Origin of the sequence: Oceanicola sp. D3 (assembly GCF_006351965.1) — a bacterium.
Taxonomy (GTDB): Bacteria; Pseudomonadota; Alphaproteobacteria; order Rhodobacterales; family Rhodobacteraceae; genus Vannielia.
On sequence record NZ_CP040932.1, the window covers coordinates 3,678,865 to 3,699,310 of the forward strand.

Consider the following 20,446-nt stretch of genomic DNA (forward strand, 5'->3'; position numbering starts at 1 on the left):
CTTAGCAGATTGACGCTGAAGTGAAAGGTTGCCCGCCCAAAAAGCGTTGCGACCCGGCGCGGCGGGCCTTACCTTCGTGCCCGCGCAGGAAGACGACCCGCGCCGAAAGGGCAAGGGGCAGCCAAAAGGATAAAACCCAATGATCCGGGCAGGACATATCGCACTGGCAGCCATTCTGGCGCTGGCCACACCGCTGGCCGCGCAGGACAAGCAAATCAAGCAATACGAAAACGGAGGAGTCTACGAGGGCACCTTCAAGAACGGCCTTCAGCACGGCAAGGGCAGCTATACCCTGCCCAACGGCTACGAATATGAGGGCGACTGGGTCGAGGGCGAGATCCTCGGCCAGGGCGTGGCGCGCTATCCCAATGGCTCGGTCTATCAGGGGGCCTTCGCCAAGGGCAAACCGGAGGGCAAGGGCAAGATCACCTTCGCCGATGGCGGCACCTATGACGGCGATTGGAAGAACGGCGAGATGACCGGCCAGGGCGTGGCCGATTATGCCAACGGCACCCGCTACGAGGGTGCCTTCGTTAAGGGGCTGCACGAGGGGCAAGGCAAGCTCACCTCACCGGGCGGTTCAGTCTACGAGGGCACTTGGGTGGCCGGCTCCAAGGAAGGCGCGGGCCGCATGACCTACCCCGATGGGTCGGTTTACGAGGGCAACTTCGTCCGCAACCAGCGCGCCGGTCAGGGCGTGCTAACCATGCCGGACGGGCTCACCTACAACGGCGCGTGGAAGGCCGGGCAAATCAACGGTCTCGGCACGCTGACCCAGCCCAACGGCGATGTCTACACCGGCCTGCTGGTCGATGGGCAGCGCCACGGCAAGGGCAAGGTCACCTATTCCAACGGCGATGTGTATGAGGGCGACTTCAAGGCCGATCAGCGCGACGGGCAAGGCACCTTCACCGGCGCCGATGGCTACAGCTACACCGGCGCATGGAAGGAAGGCCGGATCCACGGCAAGGGCAAGGTAAACTACCCTGACGGCTCGGTTTACGAGGGCGATTTCGTCGATGATCTCGCGCAGGGCGAGGGCACCATCACCTACCCTGATGGCTCGGTCTACACCGGCGGCTGGGTCGAGGGGGTGATCGAGGGCAAGGGCGTGGCGCGCTACAAGGGCGGCATGGTCTATGATGGCGAGTTCAAGGACGCCAAGAACCACGGTCAGGGCACCATGACCTCCCCCGATGGCTACAAATACGTGGGCGAATGGAAGAACGGCCTGCGCGACGGGCAAGGTGTGGCCACCTATGCCGACGGCACCACCTACGAGGGCGGCTTCAAGGCCGGAATGCGCGAAGGCCAGGGCAAGATCACCATGGCCGACGGCTTCACCTACGAGGGCGGCTGGACAGCGGGCGAGATCGACGGCAAGGGCGTGGCAACCTACGCCAACGGCGATGTCTACGAGGGGCTCTTCGCCGCCGGAAAGCGGCAGGGCATGGGCACCATGACCTATGCCACCGGCGAAGTGGAAAGCGGTGAATGGGAAAAGGGCATTCTGACCCGCGCCAGCACCCCGCCTGCCACCGAGGACACCGCAGAAGAGGCCGCCGCCCCCTCCGACGGCTGAGCCTTCGCGCTCAGCTCCGCCGCCGCTCGCGCCAGAGCGTGAACAGCCCCGCGCCCACCACGATGGCCGCGCCAAGAATGGTGATCGGCGGCAGCACATCGCCCCAAAAGATCACGCCCACGGCCGAGGCAAAGACCAGCTGGAAATAGGCAAAGGGCTGCACCGCGCTGGCCTCGGCAAACTCGTAGCACTTGATCAGCGTCCAGTGGCCCAAGGCGCCCGTCATGCAGAGGCTGCCCATCCAGAGCCAGTCGGCCCCGGTCATCGGCACCCATTGCCACACCGCCACCACCGTCATCACCACCGCGCCCGAGGTGCCGGTGTAAAAGAAGGAGGTGGCCGAACTGTCATGCCGGGAGACGGCGCGGGTGAGCAACCCGTAGAGCGCAAACATCCCCGCAGCCACCAGCGGCACGATAGCGGCGGGGGCAAACACGCCAAAGCCGGGCCGCAGGATCACGAGGATGCCGCAGAACCCCACGCCAATCGCCGCCCAGCGCCGCCAGCCAACTTTCTCGCCCAGCACCGGGCCGGACAGCGCGGCAATGAGCAGCGGGTAGCAGGCAAAGATCGCATGCGCCTCCACCAGCCCGAGCAGCACAAAGCCCTGCACCGCCACGCAGATCTCGGCCGCCAGCAGCACGCCGCGAAAGATCTGCAACCACGGCACGTTCGATCGGGTCGCCGCCCTGAGCCCGCCGGGCGCGCGCGCGGCGATGGTCAGGACGAAGGCGGCGAAAAACCAGTAGCGGATCATCACCACCATCATCACCGGATATTCCTCGGCAAGATGGCGCGAAAGCCCGTCTTGCACCGCAAAGATAAAGGTGGTGACGACCATCAGCAGAATGCCGTTGGTCTGGGCGCTGCGGGGCTTCATGCGAGGATTCCTGTGCTCATGTGGCGTTTGCGCCCGTAACCCGGCTGGCGGGTCACCGTAAAGCCCGCCTCCCCAAGCGCCCGGCGCACGTGGCCTGCTGCCGTGTAAGTGGCAAATGTACCGCCCGGGGCGGTGTGGCGGCCAACCTCTGCCATCAGCGCGGGCTCCCAAAGCTCGGGGTTCTTGGCGGGCGAGAAGCCATCAAGAAACCACGCATCCGCCCTGCCTTGCCACGCCGCCAGCGTCTCCCGCGCATCGCCGGGGATGACCTCGGCCGAAAGCCCCGGCGCAGTGATCACGCCGCCAGCCTCGGGCCATTGCGCCACAAGCGCCTCCACCAGATCGGGGAAGGCCGGGGCAAAGGGCTCCAGCGCCCGCGCGGCGTCTTCCGCAGCCATCGGAAAAGCTTCAAACCCGGTGTAGCGCACCGCCACCCCGGCCTCGCGCCCCATATGCCAGAGCGCCAGCAGGTTGAGCCCGGTGCCAAACCCCAGCTCGGCCACGTGAAACCCATCGCGCAACCGCCCCGGCAGGCCATTGCCTGCGAGGAAGGTATGGCGCGTTTCGGCCAGCCCGTTCTCCAGCGAGAAATACGGGTCATCAAAACGAGTCGAAACGGGGGTGCCGTTGTCGCGCCATGCGAGCGTGGCGGGATGGTGATGCATCGGGGGATAGCCTATGTGTTCGGGCGGAGAATGGCGGCGGCGCGGAGGGATGTCCATGGCAGAGGTGACGGTGCGCGGGGCCGGGGTGTTTGGCCTGTCGATCGCGTGGGAATGTGCCCGGCGCGGCGCAAAGGTGCGGGTGATCGAGCGGCACGCAGTCGGCGCAGGGTCGTCGGGCGGCGTCGTGGGCGCGCTCGCCCCGCATGTGCCGGAAAACTGGAACCCCAAGAAAGCCTTTCAGTTGGAAAGCCTGCTGGCGGCAGCGAGCTTTTGGAGCGGCGTTCAAGCCGCCGGAGGGGTCGACCCCGGCTATGCCCGCACGGGGCGCGTGCAACCGGTGGTGCCCGGCGGCGAGGCGCTGGCCCGGGCGCGGGCGGCGGGCGCCGAGGCGCTCTGGCAGGGCCGCGCGGTCTGGCAGGTGGTGGAGGAAAGCGAGGCCCCGGCCTTCCGTCCCGTCTCGCAAACCGGGCTTTATGTGATCGACACCCTAACAGCCCGGCTCCACCCCGCCCGCGCCTGCGCCGCCCTAGCGGCGGCGCTGGAAGCTGCGGGCAGCGAGGTTGTGATTGGCGACAGCGCCGACGCGGACGGCGAGCAAGGCCCGGTAATCTGGGCCACCGGGGCCGATGGCCTCGCCGCGCTTTCCGCCGATATGGGCCGCCCCGTTGGCGCACCGATCAAGGGGCAGGCCGCACTGCTGCACTTCGAGGCGCACAAGGCCGCGCAGCTCTTTGCCGATGGTGTCCATGTCGTGCCCCACGCAGATGGCACGGTGGCCATCGGCTCCACCTCCGAGCGCGAATTCGATGGGCTGGAGACCGATGCGCTGCTCGATACGCTGCTGGAAAAGGCCAGCGCCCTCGTGCCCCTGCTCCACGGCGCGCCGGTGCTGAAGCGCTGGGCCGGCCTGCGCCCCCGCGCCCGCAGCCGCGCGCCCATGCTCGGGGCTTGGCCCGGGCGCGACGGGCACTTCATCGCCAACGGCGGCTTCAAGATCGGCTTCGGCATGGCCCCCGGCGTGGCCCGGGTAATGGCCGACCTCGTGCTGGAAGGGCGCGATGCGATCCCGCAGGGCTTCCGGGTGGAAGACAGCCTCTAGCCAAGCCGGGGTTTTGGGGCACAGATCCCGCGCGGCACCGAGAAAAGTGTTAACAAAAGGTTAACGCCATCCTAGCCTCTGCCCAAGAGAGGCCCGATGACCGAAACCGCCCTTGCCCTGATCTACTGCTCGATGTTCGCCATGGGCGATGTCGAAGTGCGCGTGCCCTATAACGTGGGCTACGATCTGCATTACGTCCGGGTCGATTGCCGCACCGAAAGCCACGTCATCGAACTGGGGCTCGACAAGCGCAGCTCCATCGACAGCGTGCACCAGGCAGTGTTTGCCGCCACGCAAACCGGCCTCACCCCCAAGGTGGTGATGATCGACACCGACGGGCGCGAAGATGCCTATGAGTTTCAGGTGCGCACCGTCGCCCAGCAGCTCGGCGTGGCCTATGAGGTGGTTGACGCCAACTACCTCATCCGCTGGCAGATGACGCAATACCTGCGCAACTACCCCCGCCCCTCCGGCCCCGGCGGCTCCTGAGCGCAGCTCGCCCGGCCCTAGGCGGCCTTCAGAGCCTCACGCCCATGCGGCGCCGTCCAGTCCAGCACCGGGTTCAGCGGGATGATCCGATGCGGGTTCACCGTGTCGTGGCTGTAATGGTAGTGGCGAATGTAATGCGCGGGCACGCAGGTGCTGGCCACGCCGGGCACCTGATAAAGCTCGCGGGCATAGCCCCAGAGGTTGGGCATTTCCCGCAGGAAGTTCCGGTTGCACTTGAAGTGCGTATGATAGACCTCGTCAAAGCGCACCAGCGTGGTGAACAACCGCCAGTCGGCCTCGGTGAGGCGCTCGCCCATCAGGTAGCGGTGGGTGGCAAGGCGATCTTCCAGCCAGTCGAGGCTGTCAAAGAGCGGGCGCACCGCTTCGTCATAGGCCTCCTGAGTGGTGGCAAACCCGGCCTTGTAGACCCCGTTGTTCACCGTGTCATAAACCCGCGCGTTCACCTCTTCGATGCCCTCACGCAGCTCTTCGGGCCAGTAGTCATCGCTGTTGCCGGTGATCCCGTCGAAAGCGGAGTTGAGCATACGGATGATCTCGGAGCTTTCATTGCTCACGATGGTGTCGCGCTTGGTGTCATAGAGCACCGGCACCGTCACCCGCCCGCTCATCTCGGGGTCCACATGGGTGTAGACCTGCCAGAGATAGTCTTTGCCAAAGAGCCCGTCGCCGGTCGCGCCCGGAAAATCGATGCGAAACTCCCAGCCGTTCTTAAGCATATCGGGGTGCACCACGGAAACGGAGATATGCTCTTCAAGCCCCTTCAGCGCCCGGAAGATCAGCGCCCGATGGGCCCAGGGGCAGGCCAGCGAAACATAGAGGTGATAGCGCCCGCTCTCGGCCTCAAAGCCGCCTTCGCCCGACGGCCCCGCAGCGCCATCGGCGGTGATCCAGTTGCGGAACCCGGAGGTAGAGCGCACAAACTTGCCGCCGCTCTTGCTGGTATCATACCACTCGTCTTTCCACTCGCCCTCAACCAAACGGCCCATGTTCGCCTCCTGTCTCTCTATGTCCCGCCCTATCTAGCCAATGTGCGCCGCGCATCATACAGGCAGCCGCGAAGGGTGTTTTGCGCATTTTCGCACGGAACCTCTCGCCGTGCCCAAGTGTTACACTCGCGCAGGGAGGAAACCGCCGGAAAACGTTAACCTTGACGTCACCCGATTCGGTCACAATGCTCCTGCCCACGAACCGGAGCTGCCAAATGTCTGATTTTCTGCCACAATCGGTCCGCGAAGGGCTGGAAGCCGCGCGGCGTGATGCCGAGCGCCGCAAAAGCCGCCTGCGGGTGCGCGACGGCGATGAGAGCTATCCCGTACTGCGCTTCTGGTCCAAGGGCTTTGCCCTCGCCGCCGAGCCCGCCCCCAATCTGCGCGGTTTGGTGGACCTGTTCGAGGGCGAGCGGCACCTCTACCAATGCCTGATCGTCACCAGCCGCGAAGAGGCCGGGGAGCGCATCTTCGAGTTCAAGCGCAACACCGCCGCTGCCGACAGCGCGCCGCTGGATTTTGCCCGCGCCAAGGATGCGCCCGTCGGCCTGATCGAAAGCCGCTAAGCACCGCGTTCAAAGGCCCGACGCCGGAGAACCGCAAGCTGCCAGCCCGAACGGGCCGCACCGCCGCGCCTCAGGCAAACTGCTCCCGAATGAGCCGCTCCTCCAGCCCGTGGCCGGGATCAAACAATATCCGGTGAGTGATGCTCTCGTCAGAGCGCACGATCACCGTCACCACATTTTCCACCGCCCGGCTGTCGGCCTCGGCCCGCACAGGGCGCTTTTGGGGCTGAAGCACGTCAAAGCGCACCTCGGCGGCCATCGGCAGCAGGGCGCCGCGCCAGCGGCGCGGGCGGAAAGCGGCAATCGGCGTCAGCGCCAGCACCTCGGCCCCAATCGGCAGGATCGGCCCGTGTGCCGAGTAGTTGTAGGCCGTGCTCCCCGCTGGCGTGCACAGCAGCGCCCCGTCGCACACCAACTCTTCCATCCGCTCCCGGCCATCCACCTGAATGCGCAGCTTTGCCGCCTGCGGCCCCTGCCGCAGCAGGCTCACCTCGTTGATCGCCAGCGCCTCCTCGGTGCCTCCATCGGCGGTAAAGGCCCGCATCCGCAGCGGGTGCAGCACCTCTTCCTCCGCCGCCTCAAGCCGCTCCTTCAGGCTCGGCTCGCTGTATTCGTTCATCAAAAAGCCGATGGTCCCGCAGTTCATCCCGTAAACCGGCGTATCCAGATGCTGGGTGTCACGCAGGGTTTGCAGCATATGCCCGTCGCCCCCCAGCGCCACAATCACCTCGGCCTCCTCGGGCGGCACATCCCCATGCTGCCCGGCCAGATGGCGGCGCGCCTCCTCGGCAATCTGGGTCTCGGCGGCCATGAAGGCGATCTTGTCCAAGGGGCATCCTCCGGGTTTCCCCAAAGACTTCGCCCGCGCCGATCCGAAACACAAGACCGCCGATATGCCGCCATTCCGCGCAAAAGTGGCGCTTTGTCGCTTTTGCCCCGCCCTGCCATGAGGTAAACCCCGCCCAACCGTTCCCCAGCCAAAGAGGCCCGCCCAATGAACGCGCCCCACCGTGACAGCGGATTTTTCACCGAAGAGCTTGCCAGCCGCGATCCCGAGATCGCCAAGGCCATCACCCAGGAGCTCGGCCGCCAGCGCGACGAGATCGAGCTGATCGCCTCCGAGAATATCGTCTCCAAGGCGGTGCTCGAAGCCCAGGGCTCGGTGCTCACCAACAAATATGCCGAGGGCTACCCGGGCAAGCGCTACTACGGCGGCTGCCAGTACGTCGACATTGCCGAAACGCTGGCGATCGACCGCGCCAAGGAGCTCTTCGGCTGCGACTTCGCCAACGTCCAGCCCAACTCCGGCTCCCAGATGAACCAGGCCGTGTTCCTCGCCCTGCTCCAGCCGGGCGACACCTTCATGGGCCTCGACCTCAACAGCGGCGGCCACCTCACCCACGGCTCCCCCGTCAACATGTCGGGCAAGTGGTTCAACGTGGTCAGCTACGGCGTGCGCCAGCAAGACCAGCTGCTGGATATGGAAGACATCCGCGCCAAGGCGCTGGAGCATAAGCCCAAGCTCATAGTCGCTGGTGGCACCGCCTATTCCCGCGTCTGGGATTGGGCCGCCTTCCGCGAGATCGCCGATGAAGTCGGTGCCTACCTGATGGTCGACATGGCCCATATCGCCGGGCTCGTCGCCGGGGGCGTCCACCCCTCGCCGATCCCGCATGCCCATGTCTGCACCACCACCACCCACAAAAGCCTGCGCGGCCCCCGTGGCGGCATGATCCTCACCAACGACGCCGACATCGCCAAAAAGGTGAACTCGGCGGTCTTCCCCGGCCTTCAGGGCGGCCCGCTGATGCATGTCATCGCCGCCAAGGCCGTGGCCTTCGGTGAGGCCCTGCGCCCCGAGTTCAAGAACTACGCCGCACAAGTGGTGAAGAACGCGCAAGCGATGGCCGACCAGCTCCAGAAGGGCGGGATCGACATCGTGTCGGGCGGCACCGACAACCACCTCTGCCTCGCAGACCTGCGCCCCAAGGGCGTCACCGGCAAGGCCGCCGAGGCCGCCCTTGGCCGCGCCCATATCACCACCAACAAGAATGGCGTGCCGTTCGACCCGGAGAAGCCCTTCGTCACCTCCGGCATCCGCCTCGGCGCGCCCGCCGGCACCACCCGCGGCTTTGGTGAGCCCGAATTCCGCCAGATCGCCGATTGGATCGTCGCCGTGGTCGACGGTCTCGCCGCGAATGGCGAAGACGGCAACGGTGAGGTCGAGGAAAAGGTGAAGGCCGAGGTCACCGCCCTCTGCGCCCGCTTCCCGCTCTACGAGTGAGCCGCGCGCGGCGTCATCCTCGGGCCTGACCCGGTCATCCTCGGGCCTGACCCGAGGATCTCTCACATCCCAAAACCCCGCCCCTCCCGGCGGGGTTTTTTCTTGCCGCGCTCAGCGCACGGTCCATTGATTAATGCCACCTATGTCATCCGACATGTGCATGGGATGTGCATCACTTGTGCACAGGATGTTGCCCTTTGCTTTTCGGGGTTAACGGCCAAACCCTACCCCGCCGCACGGCCCCATTCGGCATCCTGCATCTCGCGCAACCGGCTTGCCGTGCGCTCAAACTCAAAGGTGCCTTCGCCTTCCAGATAAAGGCTTTCCGGCTGGTCGGCGGCAGAGCAGATCAGCCGCACCTTCCCCTCGTAAAGCGCATCAATCAGGGTGACGAACCGCTTGGCCTCGTTAAAGTTCGAGCGGCTCAGGCAGGGGATATCATCCACCATCAGCACCCGCGCCGCCTCGGCAATCGCGAGGTAATCCGCAGGCCCCAGCGGGCGGCCGCAGAGCTCGTAAAAACTGGCCCGCCCCACCCCGTTGGAAAACCTCGGCACCTCCACCTCGCGGCTCTTCACCACCAGCTTCAGCGGCGCCGCATCGGGGCCCGAGAGGTCTTGCCAAACCTCGTCCATCTTCGCCCGCGCCTCCGGGCCAAGCGGCGAGAAATAAACCGGATTTCCCGAAAGCCTATCTTGCCGATAGTCAGTATCGGCGGCCAGATCGCGCACCTCCATCCGGGTGTCCAGAAGCTCGATGAAAGGCACGAAGAGCTGCCGGTTGAGGCCGTTCTTATACAGGTCTTTCGGCGGGCGATTCGAGGTGGTCACCACTGCTACCCCGGCAGCAAAGAGCTTCTCGAACAGCCGCCCCACGATCATCGCATCGGTGATATCGGTAATCTGCATCTCGTCGAAACAGAGCAACTCGACCTTCTCCGCCACATCCTCGGCCACCGGGCGAATGGCGTCACCCACCCCGGTCTTGCGCACCTCATGCAGCGCGCCGTGGATTTCCTGCATGAAGGCATGGAAGTGCACGCGGCGCTTCTTCGGGCTGTTAACGCTTTCGTAGAACATATCCATCAACATGGATTTGCCCCGGCCCACACCGCCCCAGAGGTACAGGCCCTTCACCGGCTCGGGCGTGCTCTTTCCGCCAAAGAGGCCGCGCAGGCCGCCTTTTGGCTCCGGTCGCGCCTCCAGCGCGGCTCGCACCCGCTCGAAGGCGGGCAAGGCGCCCCGTTGCGCGGGGTCGTCCTTCAGCGTGCCATCACCCACGCGGGCATCGTAAATCTCGGGCAGAGTCGCGCTCATGCTGTCCTGTACCTCGGCTGCCGGGCGGGTAAAACCCACCACCTGTGATCCGTCACATCACGAAATGCGATTTGACCTATTCCATGACTTGGTCAAATAAATCCACATGGAAACCCGCACCCCCCTCCTTACCCCGGTCCTGATCGGCGGTTGCCTCGTCATCCTCGTCGGTTTCGCCATCCGGGCCAGCTTCGGGGTGTTCCAGATTCCCATCGCGGAAGAGTTCAACTGGCCCCGCGCCGAGTTCTCCCTCGCCATCGCCATCCAAAACCTCGCATGGGGCATCGGCCAGCCGATCTTCGGCGCGATTGCCGAGCGGATCGGCGACCGCAAGGCCATTATCATGGGCGCGGTGCTCTATGCCGTGGGCCTCGTGCTCTCCTCCGTCGCCGTCTCGCCGCTCCAGCACCAACTGCTTGAAATCCTTGTCGGCTTCGGCGTCGCGGGCACCGGCTTCGGGGTGATCCTCGCGGTCGTGGGCCGCGCCTCCTCGGATGACAACCGCTCCATGAGCCTCGCCATCGCCACCGCCGCCGGGTCCGCCGGGCAGGTTTTCGGCGCGCCGCTGGCCGAGTGGATGCTGGGCTTCCTCAGCTGGCAGGAGGTCTTCCTCATCTTCGCCGTCGCCATCCTCGCCGTGCTCGCGGTGCTGCCGATGATGCGCTCCCCCAGCCAGGTCAGCCGCCACGAGCTGGAAGAGTCCATCGGCCAAGTGCTCATCCGCGCCGCCAAAGACCCCTCCTTCACCCTGATCTTCCTCGGCTTCTTCTCCTGCGGCTACCAGCTTGCCTTCGTCACCGCCCACTTCCCCGCGCTGGTGGCCGAGATGTGCTCACCCATTCAAGCGGGCGGCATGCTGGCAGGGCTTGGCATCTCCACCACCTCCGCCCTCGGAGCCATCGCCATCTCGCTGATCGGGCTGGCAAATATCGCCGGCACCCTCGCCGCAGGCTGGGCCGGCAAGCGCTACACCAAGAAATACCTGCTCGCAGGCATCTACACCGCCCGCACCATCATCGCGGCGGCCTTCATTCTCTTCCCGATCACGCCCGCCACCGTGCTGCTCTTCTCTGTCCTCATGGGCTCGCTCTGGCTGGCCACCGTGCCGCTCACCTCCGGCCTCGTGGCCCATATCTTCGGGCTGCGCTACATGGGCACGCTCTACGGCATCGTGTTTTTCTCGCACCAGCTTGGCAGCTTCCTCGGCGTTTGGCTCGGCGGGCGGATGTATGACATCTATGGTGATTATACGATGGTCTGGTGGATCGGCGTCGGCGTGGGGGCCTTTTCGGCGCTCGTGCACCTGCCGATCCGCGAAAACCGCACGCCGTCACAAGGACTTGCCGCTTGATCCGCACTGCCCTCGCCGCCCTACTCCTCCTCCTCACACCGCTGAGCGCCACCGCGCAGGACACCCTGTCATGGGCGCGCAACCAGCCTCAGCCGATGCGCACCGTGCTGCTGAAAATCGCCAAGGATCCGGCTTTCGTCGCCACGCTCCGGCAGTGCCCCGCTTCGGTCTACCGCGCCTCAACCACCCGCTACCGCTCCGACAAAAGCTGCGCCCGCAAGCCCAACGCCTGCCTGAACCGCTGCCTCGGTGGCGACCAATCCTCCTGCTTCAACCTCGCCCACGCGATGCAAACCGCCACGCCACTGGAGGAAGAAAGCCAGTTCACCTACCCGCTCTTCATGCGGGCCTGTGCGCTCGGCAATGCCAACGCCTGCGTCAACGCCGCCGCCACCGCCCGCAACGGAAGCTGGCGGCCCGGCACCCGCCCGGCGCAAGCCACCGCCGCCGCCTGCCAGAAGAAAACCTATTCCGAAGCCTGCGCACGCGGCGCGGCATGGGGCTGCTTCATGGAGGGCAACATCTACCGTGACGGGGCACCGGGCACCGGGCGAAACTCGCAACGGGCCGATGCGCTTTACCGCCGCGCCTGCGATCTGGCCCCGCGCTCCGGGGCCTGCAAGGCAGCCTACCGCTAAAGCCTTGGCGTAAAGCCTGCCAGCGCCTTCAACACCTCGCGCGGATGGGTGTGCGGCAGCCCGTGGCCTGCCTGCGCCACGGTGATCTGCGCCGCGTTGCCCGCTTGCCGCGCCAGCCGCTCCGGTGCGGTGCGGGCAATCAGCCGATCCTCCCCGCCCCAGACAGCCAGCATCGGCAGCCCCCGTGCATCCAGCGCCTTCAACGTTGGGCCAATCCGCTCGCTCAGCATGTGCCGCAGCGAGGAAAGCACCGCGCGCCGGTATCCCCGCGTGCGGCTCTCTGCGCTGAGCCGCGCGGTGAACCCCTCCACCGAAGAGGGCCCCTGCGCCGCCGCGCCGCGCGCCTGTGCCCGCAAGCCGATGCCCGAGAAGGTGGCCCAAAGCCAATCTCCCAACACCGGCGTGGCGGCGCAAAAGCGGGAAAACCCATCCAACCGGTGCCCCAACCCCGCCGGGGCCAGCATGGCCAGCCCGCGCACCCGCCCCGGGTAAGCCTCTGCATAGGCTGCCGAAATCGCAGCGCCCATCGAATAGCCCACCAGCAGCACCGGCCCCTCCGGTGCCTCGGCCTCGATCACCCCGGCAAGCTGGCGCACAAACAGCGCCTTGTCCTGCATCTTGCGCGGCATGTCCGAGCCGCCCCGGCCCCAAAGGTCGTAGCGCAACACGCGCCAGCCCTGCACCACAAGGCCCTCGGCGATGGCGTCAAACACCCAGCTGGGCGTTGTCAGCCCGTGCACCATCACCGCCACCGGGCGGCCCTCCAGCCCGTCGAGCCGCAGCTGCACCCGCCCCTCGTCCAGCGCAAGGCTCCGCCCCGGCAACCCCTTGCGCGCAGCCCGGCGCGACCGCGAGAGAAGCCATGCAATCAAGGGCGGCGCGAGGATCGTCACGCCAAGCGCGCAGGCAATCCAGAGCCAGAGGCTCACGCCCCCACCCGGTCGAGGATGTGCCGGGCGGTCATCAGATCCAGATGCGCCCCGCCGCCGTTCTTGGCCATGGTGATCTCTTCGGCGCTGCCCCGGCGGTAGGCCTCGGGCTCATAGAAATCGGCCAGCACATCGGCCTGCGTAATCACGCCCCGCGCCAGAGGATCCTTCAGCTCGCCGATATGGCCGATGGTCGTTGCGCGAGAATCCACAAACAGCCGCGCGCGTTGCAGCGCCGTGTCATCCGCCTCGCGCATGTCGGGCCGGTAGGCCCCGATCAGGTCGATATGCTGGCCGGGTTGCAGCCACTCGCCCTTCAGCACCGGCTCGGTGCTCATGGTGGCCGTGGCGATAATGTCTGCCGCGCCAATAGCCTCCGCCAGATCGCGCGCCACAGAAGCGCCGGTGGCCTCTGCCAAATGCGCCGCCCGCCCGGCGGTGCGGTTCCACAGCGTGAACTTTGCCCCCGGAAAGCCCGCCGAATAGGCCTCGATCAAAGAGGCTGCCACCGTGCCCGCGCCGAGGATCAGAATGTTGCGGCTTTCAGGCCGGGCGAGGCGACGGGCAGAGAGCAGGCTGTCGCCCGCCGTCTTCCACTTGGTCACGAGGTGAAAATCCACAAAGGCCTCCGCCTCGCCGGTGCGGTCAGAAAACAGCGTCACCGCCCCATTCACCGCCGGTTTGCCCGCATCCGCATTGCCGGGGAAGATCGTGGCCGTCTTCACCAGCGCGCCGAGCCCGTCGATCCACGCGGCGCGGCTGAGCATCGTGTCGTCGCCGCGATAGAGGAAACTGTCTTCGATCTCGGCTTTGGGCAGGGTGTGGCCCTCGGCCAGAGCGTCGGTCAGCGCGATCCAATCCAGCGCGGCCTCGCCCTGTTCATAAGTTATAAACTTCGGTGTGGTCATCTTGCGCTGTCCTCGGTGAGCAGCCCCTCGGCTACGAGCCTGTTTGCAAACCCCGCCGGGTGCTCAAACAGATGGGTCTGCCAACCACGCGATTTGGCCATGGCAATGTTGTCGTCACGGTCATCTGCAAACAGCAGGGCCTCGGGGGCCACGCCGCAGTCCTCCTCGACCATGGCGTAAATCTCCGGGTCAGGCTTGGCCACGCCCATGTGGCCAGAAATATAGCGCCGGTCGAACTCGGCCAAAAACGGGTAGTGGCTTTCGCCTAGCTCGAAGCTTTGGATGCCGAAGTTCGACAAAGCGAAGACGGGCACGCCGCCCGCGCGGAGCGCCCTCAGCAGGCGCACCGAATGGTCAATTGCTGGCTGCGCCATCTCGATCCAGCGGTCGTGCCATAGCGTGATCTCATCATGCCAATCCGGGTTCGCCCCGGCGCATTCCATCACCATGTCCCGAAAGGTCTCGCCCCGGTCCACCCGGTCGTTCATCCCGTGCAGGTCGACCTCGGAAAAAAGCCGCTCTCGCCGCTCCTGCCCAATCTCGGCATCGTAAAACCGCTCGGGGTTCCACTCGATAAGCACATTGCCGATGTCAAAGATGACGGCGCTGACGGGCATGGGGATTCCTTTCCGGGGAGGCTTCGGGCGAACTCAACCATCTGACGTTGCGGCCCTCAACCCCCACCGCAGTTGCCCGGCCCTGACACGAGGCTACAATCAGGGCAACGGCAGAGGAGGCCCCCATGGACGATATCGTGATTCTCGACGGTGCCCGCACCGCAATCGGCACTTTCGGAGGGGCGCTCGCAGGCACACCGCCCGCGCAGCTTGGCGCCGTCGCGGCCCGCGAGGCCATGCAGCGTTCTGGCGTGGAGCCGGGGCAAATCGGCCACGTGGTTTACGGCCATGTCATCAACACCGAGCCGCGCGATATGTATCTGTCGCGCGTTGCCGCGATGGATGCCGGCATCCCCGAGAGCACCCCGGCGATGAACGTCAATCGCCTCTGCGGCTCCGGCGCGCAGGCCATCGTCTCGGCCACGCAGGCGCTTGCCCTTGGCGATGCCGACTTCGCCATTGCCGGCGGGGCCGAGAGCATGAGCCGCTCGCCCTACATTATGCCAGAGGCCCGCTGGGGCCAGAAGATGGGCGATATAAAGAGCTTGGATATGATGCTCGGCGCGCTCAACTGCCCCTTCGGCACCGGCCACATGGGGGTAACGGCAGAAAACGTCGCTGCCGAACATCAGGTCAGCCGCGCCGATCAAGACAATTTCGCGCTGGAGAGCCAGACCCGCGCCGCAGCGGCGATTGCCGAGGGCCGGTTCCAAAGCCAGATCGTGCCGGTGGAGATCAAGGTGAAGCGAGAGATGGTGTCCTTCGCAACCGATGAGCACCCCAAGGCCACCTCCGCCGAAAAGCTCGCCGCCCTGCGCCCCGCCTTCCAGAAAGATGGCACGGTGACGGCAGGCAACGCCAGCGGCATCAATGACGGCGCGGCGGCCCTCGTGCTCGCCCGCGCCGAAGCCGCCGAGAAGGCCGGCCTCAAGCCCCGCGCCCGCGTCATCGGCTATGCCCATGCAGGCGTCAGCCCCCACGTCATGGGCATCGGCCCGGTGCCCGCCGTGCAGGCCCTCTGCGCCCGCACTGGCCTTTCGGTGGATGATTTCGACGTGATTGAAAGCAACGAAGCCTTCGCCGCACAGGCCATCGCCGTCAACCGGGGGCTCGGGCTCGACGGGGCGAAGGTCAATCCCAACGGCGGCGCCATCGCGCTTGGCCACCCTGTTGGGGCAACCGGCGCGATCATTACCGTGAAGGCGCTCTATGAGCTGGAGCGAACAGGCGGCAAGCGGGCGCTGATCACCATGTGCATCGGCGGTGGTCAGGGCATTGCGGTAGCGCTGGAAGCGCTCTGACTGTCACGTGCTGGAAGCGCTCTGACGATACCGGCCATCGCTGTAACCCTCAGTCGAAGCTGAAGGATTCCAGCATCCGGCCAGTAAGCGAGGCGGGAAAGTCATCGGGCGAACCGATCGGCACCGCCTCCTCCGAAATCTGCGCCAAAGCCACCACCCCGGCCTCCCCGTCGGGGTTGGGCAGGCCCACCATTCGCCAATGGATCACGCCGTAATCCGCATGCCGGTAGGTGCCGAAGATCTCCACCGCCTTGTGCCGCCCGATGTCGACCTTGCGGATATTCTGGCGGCTGGCCTCGGGCTTGCTGTCTACAAACTGCCCCACAGCGACCGCGAGCATGATTTCGCGCAGATAGTCCAACCGGGGCTCTTTTTCCGCCTCGGGCAGGGTCAGCTCGCTGAAGGTCATCGCCTCGATCAGCCCGCCCCCCGGGGTAGAAAAGACAAACTTCACAAGCCCTGTGCGTGGCGTCTCCACCACCCGGCTTTCATAGCTGCCATCGCCTGAAAGGGGCACCACCACGGCAAAGGGCGCCGCCTCGGGCTTGCCGTGTTTGGTGAGATAGTCCGCATCCGCCTTGAAGGTCTCGCCCGACACAACGTCCTCCGTCGAGCCAAGTTGAAGCGTGAAGCCTGCCAGCTCCGCCCCCTGCGCTGTCAGCGTGGGCTCGGGTGAAGCATCGGTGGTTTGGGCCGCAAGCGGCGCGGCGGCGGCAAGGGCAAAGGCCGTGAGCAGGGCGGGAAAGCGCGTCATCGAAATGGCATCCGTTCTGAGAATATGAATGCCACCAGTCTATCCACCCCTATGCCGTTAGGGGAAGCCCCGGCGCAAATGGCCTATTCGCCCGCCGCCTCGCCGGCCGTTTCCTGCACCGGCGGGGCCATCAGGCGCAGGGTCGACAACGCCTTGCCGGTCAGGCTGGGGCCAAAGTTGGCCCCCTCAATCACCAGATGGGCCTGATTGATATGGCTCACCGAATACAGGCTTTCGGCGCGTTCAGGGTCCGGCACGGCGATGAAACGGTAGGTGTAGCGCGCCTCGTCACGCGGATCGAGGTAGGTGCCGGTCAGCTCCAGCGCCCGGTAGCCCTCGCCGGTGCCAAGCCGGATCTCGCGCACCTCGCCCGAGGTCACCTCTTCAAACTTCTGGCCCAGCAGCGCAGGCCCCTGCTCCGCGAGCTTTGGGGCAATGGCGGCCAGCCGGTCGTCCATCTTGCCCATGGGAATGCGGATCGGCGCCATGAAGAGACTTTCCAGAAAGGTCTCGTCCTCGGCCCGGAAGTTGAACTGCACCACGCCACCCTCGGGCAACTCTTCCACGCCGATGTGGTGGGTCTGTTCCGGGCGCTTGGGCAGGATGATCTGGAAGGCCACACCGGGCACTTTGCCCGTGCGTTGCACGAAGCTCTTGTCCACCCGGTAGGTGCGCCCGATCACAACCTGCTCGGCCACGGCAGCCACATCCTCGCCGCCACCGCCACGGCGCATGGTTTCTCGCGCCACCAGCGCGACACCCGCCACGAGGACGGCCAGGATTATCAGGTTGATCGGACGAAACATCGGCCACTCTGCTCGGTTTTCCGCGACCATATTGAAGCGCCGCCGCCCCCGCAATGCGCAGTTGCACCACGCGCCGGTTCAATGCTCTATGAAGCCCAACAAGGGGCGGTGGCATGGCAGAAATCTCGGCGAAAAAGCGCATATGGGGCTGGTTCTTCTTCGATTGGGCCTCCCAGCCCTATAACACGCTCCTGCTCACCTTCATCTTCGCGCCCTACGTCAACTCGGTGCTGGGCGACGGATCGAAGGCGCAGGCGGCATGGGGCTTTGGCGTGGGGGCCGCAGGCATCGTCATCGCCATTCTCGCCCCGATCCTTGGCGCGATGGCCGACACCTCGGGCAAGCGCGTGCGCTGGATCTGGGGCTTTTCGGTGCTCTACATCGTGGGCGCAAGCGGGCTCTGGTGGGCCGCGCCGCAAGACTTTGACCTCACCCGCACGCTGGTGTTCTTTGCGATCGGCCTGATCGGGATGGAGTTTGCCACGATCTTCACCAACTCCATGCTGCCCGACCTCGGCACGCGAGAAGAGATCGGCCGCATCTCGGGCAATGGCTGGGCCTTCGGCTATGTCGGCGGGCTTTTCGCGCTGGTCATCATGCTTGTTTTCCTCGCCGAAAGCCCGACCACCGGCAAAACCATGGCCGGCTTTGCCCCGATCTTCGGGCTTGATGCAGAGGCCCGCGAGGGCACCCGCGCGGTCGGGCCGCTGACGGCCATCTGGTACGCCATCTTCATGGTCCCCTTCTTCCTCTGGGTGCGCGATCCGCGCCGCGAAAAGCCCTCGGTGGGCGCCGTCAAAAAGGCCCTCCACGGGCTCGGCAACACCATCCGCACCCTGCCGAAATCCCCCTCGCTGCTGGCCTATCTCACCTCGTCGATGTTCTACCGTGACGCGCTGAACGGCATGTATACCTTCGGCGGCATCTACGCGGCGGGCGTGCTCGGCTGGTCGGTGGTGCAAACCGGCATCTTCGGCATTCTCACCATCATAACCGGCGCCGTCTTTGCCTGGATCGGGGGGCGGGCCGATGTGCGCTTCGGCCCCAAGCCGGTGATCGTTACCTGCGTTCTGGTGCTCACCGGCGTGGCTCTGTCGGTGGTGATGGTCAGCCGCGAAAGCGTGTTCCTGATCCCGCTTGAAGCCGGCAGCCAACTGCCGGACCTCGCCTTCTACTTCTTCGGCGCGGTGATCGGTGCGGCAGGCGGGGTGCTTCAGGCCGCCTCGCGCACCATGATGGTGCGTCAGGCCAACCCGGCCCGGATGACAGAAGCCTTTGGCCTCTACGCCCTTGCAGGCAAGGCCACCTCCTTCATTGCACCCATCTCCATCGGCGTGGCCACCACGCTCACCGGATCACAGCAACTTGGGGTCACCCCGCTGATCGGGCTGTTTATCATCGGGCTCGTTCTGCTACTCTGGGTAAAACCGGACGGAGCAGACCCGCAATGATGATCCGAGCAGCCCTGATCGCCCTTTCCATCGCCCTCGTGCCCGCCCTGGCCCCCGCGCCGGTGGAAGCACAGCAAAAGGCCAACCGCCTCTTCGGGTCGCATCCCGAGGGCTCCCGACAGCGGCCCGAATCCATCGGCTTCTACTCCAAGGGCTGTGCGGCGGGCCTTGTCGAACTGCCAGAAACCGGGCCGACATGGCAGGCCATGCGCCTGTCCCGCAACCGCAACTGGGGCCATCCTGAAACCATCGCCTTCATCCAGCGGCTCTCCTCCGGGGTGCGCAAATTTGGCTGGCCGGGCCTTTACATTGGCGACATCTCGCAACCGCGCGGCGGCCCAATGACCTCTGGCCACTCCAGCCACCAGATCGGGCTGGATATCGACATCTGGATGAACAAACCCAAGAGCCTCGGCCTCTCCCGCAGTGCCCGCGAGAATATCTCGGCCATCTCGGTGCGCTCGAAGGATCAACGCTCGGTCAACGGCAACTGGACGGGTGCCCACGCCGCCGTGCTGGAACTTGCCGCGCGCGACCCGGCGGTGGATCGCATCTTCGTCACCCCCCCAGTCAAGATCTTCCTCTGCGAACGGGCCAAGCGGCGTGACAAGAAATGGCTGCAAAAGATCCGCCCGCTCTACGGCCACCACTATCACTTCCACGTCCGTCTCAAATGCCCGCGCGGCGACCGTGAGTGCGTAACCCAGCAGCCCTCGGTCAACGAGCTTTCCAAGGGGGGAGACGGCTGTGATGAAACGCTACGGTGGTGGGTGACGGACTATCTGAACCCACCAAAGGTGAAGGCCGGCACCAAGAAAAAGGCCGCCCCGCGCAAGAAGCACCCGCGCGATTTCACCATGGCCGATCTGCCTCGCTCATGCGTCGGCGTTCTCAACTCGGATTAAGCCTCACCACCCTCGCGCTCCTCTCCGGCCTCGCCCTCGCGGCGGGGCAAGGGGGTGGGCGCGTGGCGTCGGTGAGCTTTGGAAGCAGCGACGAAGCCCGGCGCTTCGGCGGGTTCTCCGGCATCGAGGTGTCGGAAGATGGCAGCCGCTTCTGGGCGCTGTCCGACCGCGCCGCGCTGGCCGAGGGGCGGCTGATCCGCAACGAACACGGCACGCTCACCGGGCTGGAGGTGCAGCAACACAAACGCCTGACCGACCCCGATGGCCACCTAGTAGGCGGCTATGAAAGCGACGCCGAGGGGCTGGCGCGGCGCGAGAATGGCCGCTTTTACGTGAGCTTCGAGGGCTATCACCGCATATGGACGTGGCGCGGCGACGATATCATGCAGGGCGGCGAGGCTGCGTGGATGCCCCGGCACCCCGATTTCAAGACGCTCCAGAACAACTCCGCGCTCGAGGCGCTCGCCATTGATGCCGAAGGCGCGCTTTATACCCTGCCCGAACGCTCTGGCAGCTATTCCACCCCCTTCCCGATCTATCGCTATGCCGAGGGCCGCTGGGAGAAGGTCGGCGCGGTGGAGCGGCAGGGTGAGTGGCTGCCCGTGGGGGCCGATTTTGACGACAAGGGCCGCTTTACCCTGCTTTGGCGTCACTTCACCGGCTACGGCTTTTCCTCGCGCATCACCCGCCACGAGATGAAGGGCGATGTCTGGCCCGCCCGCGTGCTCTACGAGACTGGCCCGCTCACCCACGGCAACCTCGAAGGGCTCTCGCTCTGGCGCGATGGCACCGGGCAGCTTCGGGCGGTGATGGTCTCGGATGACAACTTCAAAAGCTACCAGCGCAGCGAGATCGTCGAAGTCACGCTGAGCGACTAGGTGTTGCAATGTGCCCGGGC

The 20,446-nt window shown here is 65.7% G+C and carries 21 protein-coding genes; 11 read left to right on the forward strand and 10 right to left on the reverse strand.

Annotated elements, in window-relative coordinates:
• Nucleotides 1-139: 139 nt before the first annotated feature.
• Nucleotides 140-1,582, forward strand: a complete 1,443-nt coding sequence (locus FHY55_RS18495) for an MORN repeat-containing protein (RefSeq protein ID WP_140015593.1) — start codon at nt 140-142, stop codon at nt 1,580-1,582.
• 10 nt (nt 1,583-1,592) lie between these two features.
• On the opposite strand, the gene FHY55_RS18500 is transcribed toward FHY55_RS18495, so the two are convergent.
• Nucleotides 1,593-2,462, reverse strand: coding sequence for a DMT family transporter (locus tag FHY55_RS18500; protein WP_140015594.1), 870 nt, complete (start codon nt 2,460-2,462; stop codon nt 1,593-1,595).
• On the reverse strand, nt 2,459-3,127 hold the full coding sequence (gene mnmD / locus FHY55_RS18505; RefSeq protein WP_140015595.1) for a tRNA (5-methylaminomethyl-2-thiouridine)(34)-methyltransferase MnmD: 669 nt from the start codon (nt 3,125-3,127) through the stop codon (nt 2,459-2,461). The genes FHY55_RS18500 and mnmD overlap by 4 nt, the downstream gene beginning before the upstream one ends.
• A gap of 49 nt (nt 3,128-3,176) precedes the next feature.
• On the opposite strand from mnmD, the gene FHY55_RS18510 reads away from it, so the two are divergent.
• Both FHY55_RS18510 and FHY55_RS18515 read left to right on the forward strand, forming a co-directional pair.
• Complete coding sequence (locus FHY55_RS18510) at nt 3,177-4,226, forward strand: FAD-binding oxidoreductase (protein WP_140015596.1); 1,050 nt, start codon at nt 3,177-3,179, stop codon at nt 4,224-4,226.
• Nucleotides 4,227-4,322: 96 nt separating this feature from the next.
• Complete coding sequence (locus FHY55_RS18515) at nt 4,323-4,715, forward strand: hypothetical protein (RefSeq protein WP_140015597.1); 393 nt, start codon at nt 4,323-4,325, stop codon at nt 4,713-4,715.
• A gap of 17 nt (nt 4,716-4,732) precedes the next feature.
• On the opposite strand, the gene FHY55_RS18520 is transcribed toward FHY55_RS18515, so the two are convergent.
• On the reverse strand, nt 4,733-5,722 hold the full coding sequence (locus tag FHY55_RS18520; RefSeq protein WP_140015598.1) for a glutathione S-transferase family protein: 990 nt from the start codon (nt 5,720-5,722) through the stop codon (nt 4,733-4,735).
• Nucleotides 5,723-5,937: 215 nt separating this feature from the next.
• Here FHY55_RS18520 and FHY55_RS18525 point away from each other — a divergent pair, with 215 nt between their 5' ends.
• Nucleotides 5,938-6,288 (forward strand): hypothetical protein, encoded by a 351-nt coding sequence (locus tag FHY55_RS18525; protein ID WP_140015599.1) that lies wholly within the window; start codon nt 5,938-5,940, stop codon nt 6,286-6,288.
• A gap of 70 nt (nt 6,289-6,358) precedes the next feature.
• On the opposite strand, the gene FHY55_RS18530 is transcribed toward FHY55_RS18525, so the two are convergent.
• The gene (locus FHY55_RS18530; RefSeq protein ID WP_140016191.1) at nt 6,359-7,099 is read right to left on the reverse strand and encodes an NAD kinase; all 741 of its coding nucleotides are present in this window, start codon (nt 7,097-7,099) and stop codon (nt 6,359-6,361) included.
• A gap of 183 nt (nt 7,100-7,282) precedes the next feature.
• Between FHY55_RS18530 and glyA the strand changes: the two genes are divergently transcribed.
• Nucleotides 7,283-8,572 carry a serine hydroxymethyltransferase gene (gene glyA, locus FHY55_RS18535; RefSeq protein ID WP_140015600.1) on the forward strand — a complete coding sequence of 430 codons (1,290 nt, stop codon included), beginning with the start codon at nt 7,283-7,285 and terminating at the stop codon, nt 8,570-8,572.
• A gap of 224 nt (nt 8,573-8,796) precedes the next feature.
• On the opposite strand, the gene zapE is transcribed toward glyA, so the two are convergent.
• Nucleotides 8,797-9,888, reverse strand: coding sequence for a cell division protein ZapE (gene zapE, locus FHY55_RS18540; RefSeq protein ID WP_140015601.1), 1,092 nt, complete (start codon nt 9,886-9,888; stop codon nt 8,797-8,799).
• Between the two features lie 106 nt (nt 9,889-9,994).
• Between zapE and FHY55_RS18545 the strand changes: the two genes are divergently transcribed.
• Nucleotides 9,995-11,239: an MFS transporter gene (locus FHY55_RS18545; RefSeq protein WP_140015602.1), complete on the forward strand. Its 1,245-nt coding sequence runs from the start codon at nt 9,995-9,997 to the stop codon at nt 11,237-11,239.
• Complete coding sequence (locus FHY55_RS18550) at nt 11,236-11,877, forward strand: hypothetical protein (protein WP_140015603.1); 642 nt, start codon at nt 11,236-11,238, stop codon at nt 11,875-11,877. Before FHY55_RS18545 ends, FHY55_RS18550 begins: the two co-directional genes overlap by 4 nt.
• Here the strand turns inward: FHY55_RS18550 and FHY55_RS18555 are convergent.
• From FHY55_RS18555 to FHY55_RS18565, 3 genes are read right to left on the reverse strand one after another with little or no spacing between them, the layout of a single operon-like run.
• Nucleotides 11,874-12,806 (reverse strand): alpha/beta fold hydrolase, encoded by a 933-nt coding sequence (locus FHY55_RS18555; RefSeq protein ID WP_140015604.1) that lies wholly within the window; start codon nt 12,804-12,806, stop codon nt 11,874-11,876. The two genes, FHY55_RS18550 and FHY55_RS18555, sit on opposite strands and share 4 nt — an antisense overlap.
• Complete coding sequence (locus FHY55_RS18560) at nt 12,803-13,714, reverse strand: ornithine cyclodeaminase family protein (protein WP_140015605.1); 912 nt, start codon at nt 13,712-13,714, stop codon at nt 12,803-12,805. Before FHY55_RS18560 ends, FHY55_RS18555 begins: the two co-directional genes overlap by 4 nt.
• Entirely contained in the window at nt 13,711-14,331 is a 621-nt protein-coding gene (locus FHY55_RS18565) for an HAD family phosphatase (RefSeq protein WP_140015606.1), read from the reverse strand. The genes FHY55_RS18560 and FHY55_RS18565 overlap by 4 nt, the downstream gene beginning before the upstream one ends.
• Before the next feature lie 125 nt (nt 14,332-14,456).
• On the opposite strand from FHY55_RS18565, the gene FHY55_RS18570 reads away from it, so the two are divergent.
• Nucleotides 14,457-15,632 (forward strand): acetyl-CoA C-acyltransferase family protein, encoded by a 1,176-nt coding sequence (locus tag FHY55_RS18570; protein WP_140015607.1) that lies wholly within the window; start codon nt 14,457-14,459, stop codon nt 15,630-15,632.
• 49 nt (nt 15,633-15,681) lie between these two features.
• Here FHY55_RS18570 and FHY55_RS18575 read toward each other — a convergent pair whose 3' ends face one another.
• Nucleotides 15,682-16,386, reverse strand: coding sequence for a hypothetical protein (locus FHY55_RS18575; protein WP_140015608.1), 705 nt, complete (start codon nt 16,384-16,386; stop codon nt 15,682-15,684).
• An 83-nt stretch (nt 16,387-16,469) separates the two neighbouring features.
• Nucleotides 16,470-17,192 (reverse strand): hypothetical protein, encoded by a 723-nt coding sequence (locus FHY55_RS18580; RefSeq protein ID WP_140015609.1) that lies wholly within the window; start codon nt 17,190-17,192, stop codon nt 16,470-16,472.
• Between the two features lie 113 nt (nt 17,193-17,305).
• On the opposite strand from FHY55_RS18580, the gene FHY55_RS18585 reads away from it, so the two are divergent.
• The 3 genes from FHY55_RS18585 (at nt 17,306) to FHY55_RS18595 (ending at nt 20,426) form a co-directional block, all read left to right on the forward strand.
• Entirely contained in the window at nt 17,306-18,643 is a 1,338-nt protein-coding gene (locus tag FHY55_RS18585) for an MFS transporter (RefSeq protein WP_140015610.1), read from the forward strand.
• Entirely contained in the window at nt 18,643-19,548 is a 906-nt protein-coding gene (mepA, locus tag FHY55_RS18590; protein WP_140016192.1) for a penicillin-insensitive murein endopeptidase, read from the forward strand. The genes FHY55_RS18585 and mepA overlap by 1 nt, the downstream gene beginning before the upstream one ends.
• 71 nt (nt 19,549-19,619) lie before the next feature.
• Nucleotides 19,620-20,426, forward strand: coding sequence for an esterase-like activity of phytase family protein (locus FHY55_RS18595; protein WP_210410510.1), 807 nt, complete (start codon nt 19,620-19,622; stop codon nt 20,424-20,426).
• Nucleotides 20,427-20,446 lie beyond the last annotated feature (20 nt).

Bases quoted from the DNA above. Each gene is read 5' to 3' on its own strand.
- FHY55_RS18495 (WP_140015593.1), top strand. From the start codon at position 140: ATGATCCGGGCAGGACATATCGCACTGGCAGCCATTCTGGCGCTGGCC.
- FHY55_RS18500 (WP_140015594.1), bottom strand. From the start codon at position 2,462: ATGAAGCCCCGCAGCGCCCAGACCAACGGCATTCTGCTGATGGTCGTC.
- mnmD (WP_140015595.1), bottom strand. From the start codon at position 3,127: ATGCATCACCATCCCGCCACGCTCGCATGGCGCGACAACGGCACCCCC.
- FHY55_RS18510 (WP_140015596.1), top strand. From the start codon at position 3,177: ATGTCCATGGCAGAGGTGACGGTGCGCGGGGCCGGGGTGTTTGGCCTG.
- FHY55_RS18515 (WP_140015597.1), top strand. From the start codon at position 4,323: ATGACCGAAACCGCCCTTGCCCTGATCTACTGCTCGATGTTCGCCATG.
- FHY55_RS18520 (WP_140015598.1), bottom strand. From the start codon at position 5,722: ATGGGCCGTTTGGTTGAGGGCGAGTGGAAAGACGAGTGGTATGATACC.
- FHY55_RS18525 (WP_140015599.1), top strand. From the start codon at position 5,938: ATGTCTGATTTTCTGCCACAATCGGTCCGCGAAGGGCTGGAAGCCGCG.
- FHY55_RS18530 (WP_140016191.1), bottom strand. From the start codon at position 7,099: ATGGCCGCCGAGACCCAGATTGCCGAGGAGGCGCGCCGCCATCTGGCC.
- glyA (WP_140015600.1), top strand. From the start codon at position 7,283: ATGAACGCGCCCCACCGTGACAGCGGATTTTTCACCGAAGAGCTTGCC.
- zapE (WP_140015601.1), bottom strand. From the start codon at position 9,888: ATGAGCGCGACTCTGCCCGAGATTTACGATGCCCGCGTGGGTGATGGC.
- FHY55_RS18545 (WP_140015602.1), top strand. From the start codon at position 9,995: ATGGAAACCCGCACCCCCCTCCTTACCCCGGTCCTGATCGGCGGTTGC.
- FHY55_RS18560 (WP_140015605.1), bottom strand. From the start codon at position 13,714: ATGACCACACCGAAGTTTATAACTTATGAACAGGGCGAGGCCGCGCTG.
- FHY55_RS18565 (WP_140015606.1), bottom strand. From the start codon at position 14,331: ATGCCCGTCAGCGCCGTCATCTTTGACATCGGCAATGTGCTTATCGAG.
- FHY55_RS18570 (WP_140015607.1), top strand. From the start codon at position 14,457: ATGGACGATATCGTGATTCTCGACGGTGCCCGCACCGCAATCGGCACT.
- FHY55_RS18575 (WP_140015608.1), bottom strand. From the start codon at position 16,386: ATGACGCGCTTTCCCGCCCTGCTCACGGCCTTTGCCCTTGCCGCCGCC.
- FHY55_RS18580 (WP_140015609.1), bottom strand. From the start codon at position 17,192: ATGTTTCGTCCGATCAACCTGATAATCCTGGCCGTCCTCGTGGCGGGT.
- FHY55_RS18585 (WP_140015610.1), top strand. From the start codon at position 17,306: ATGGCAGAAATCTCGGCGAAAAAGCGCATATGGGGCTGGTTCTTCTTC.
- mepA (WP_140016192.1), top strand. From the start codon at position 18,643: ATGATCCGAGCAGCCCTGATCGCCCTTTCCATCGCCCTCGTGCCCGCC.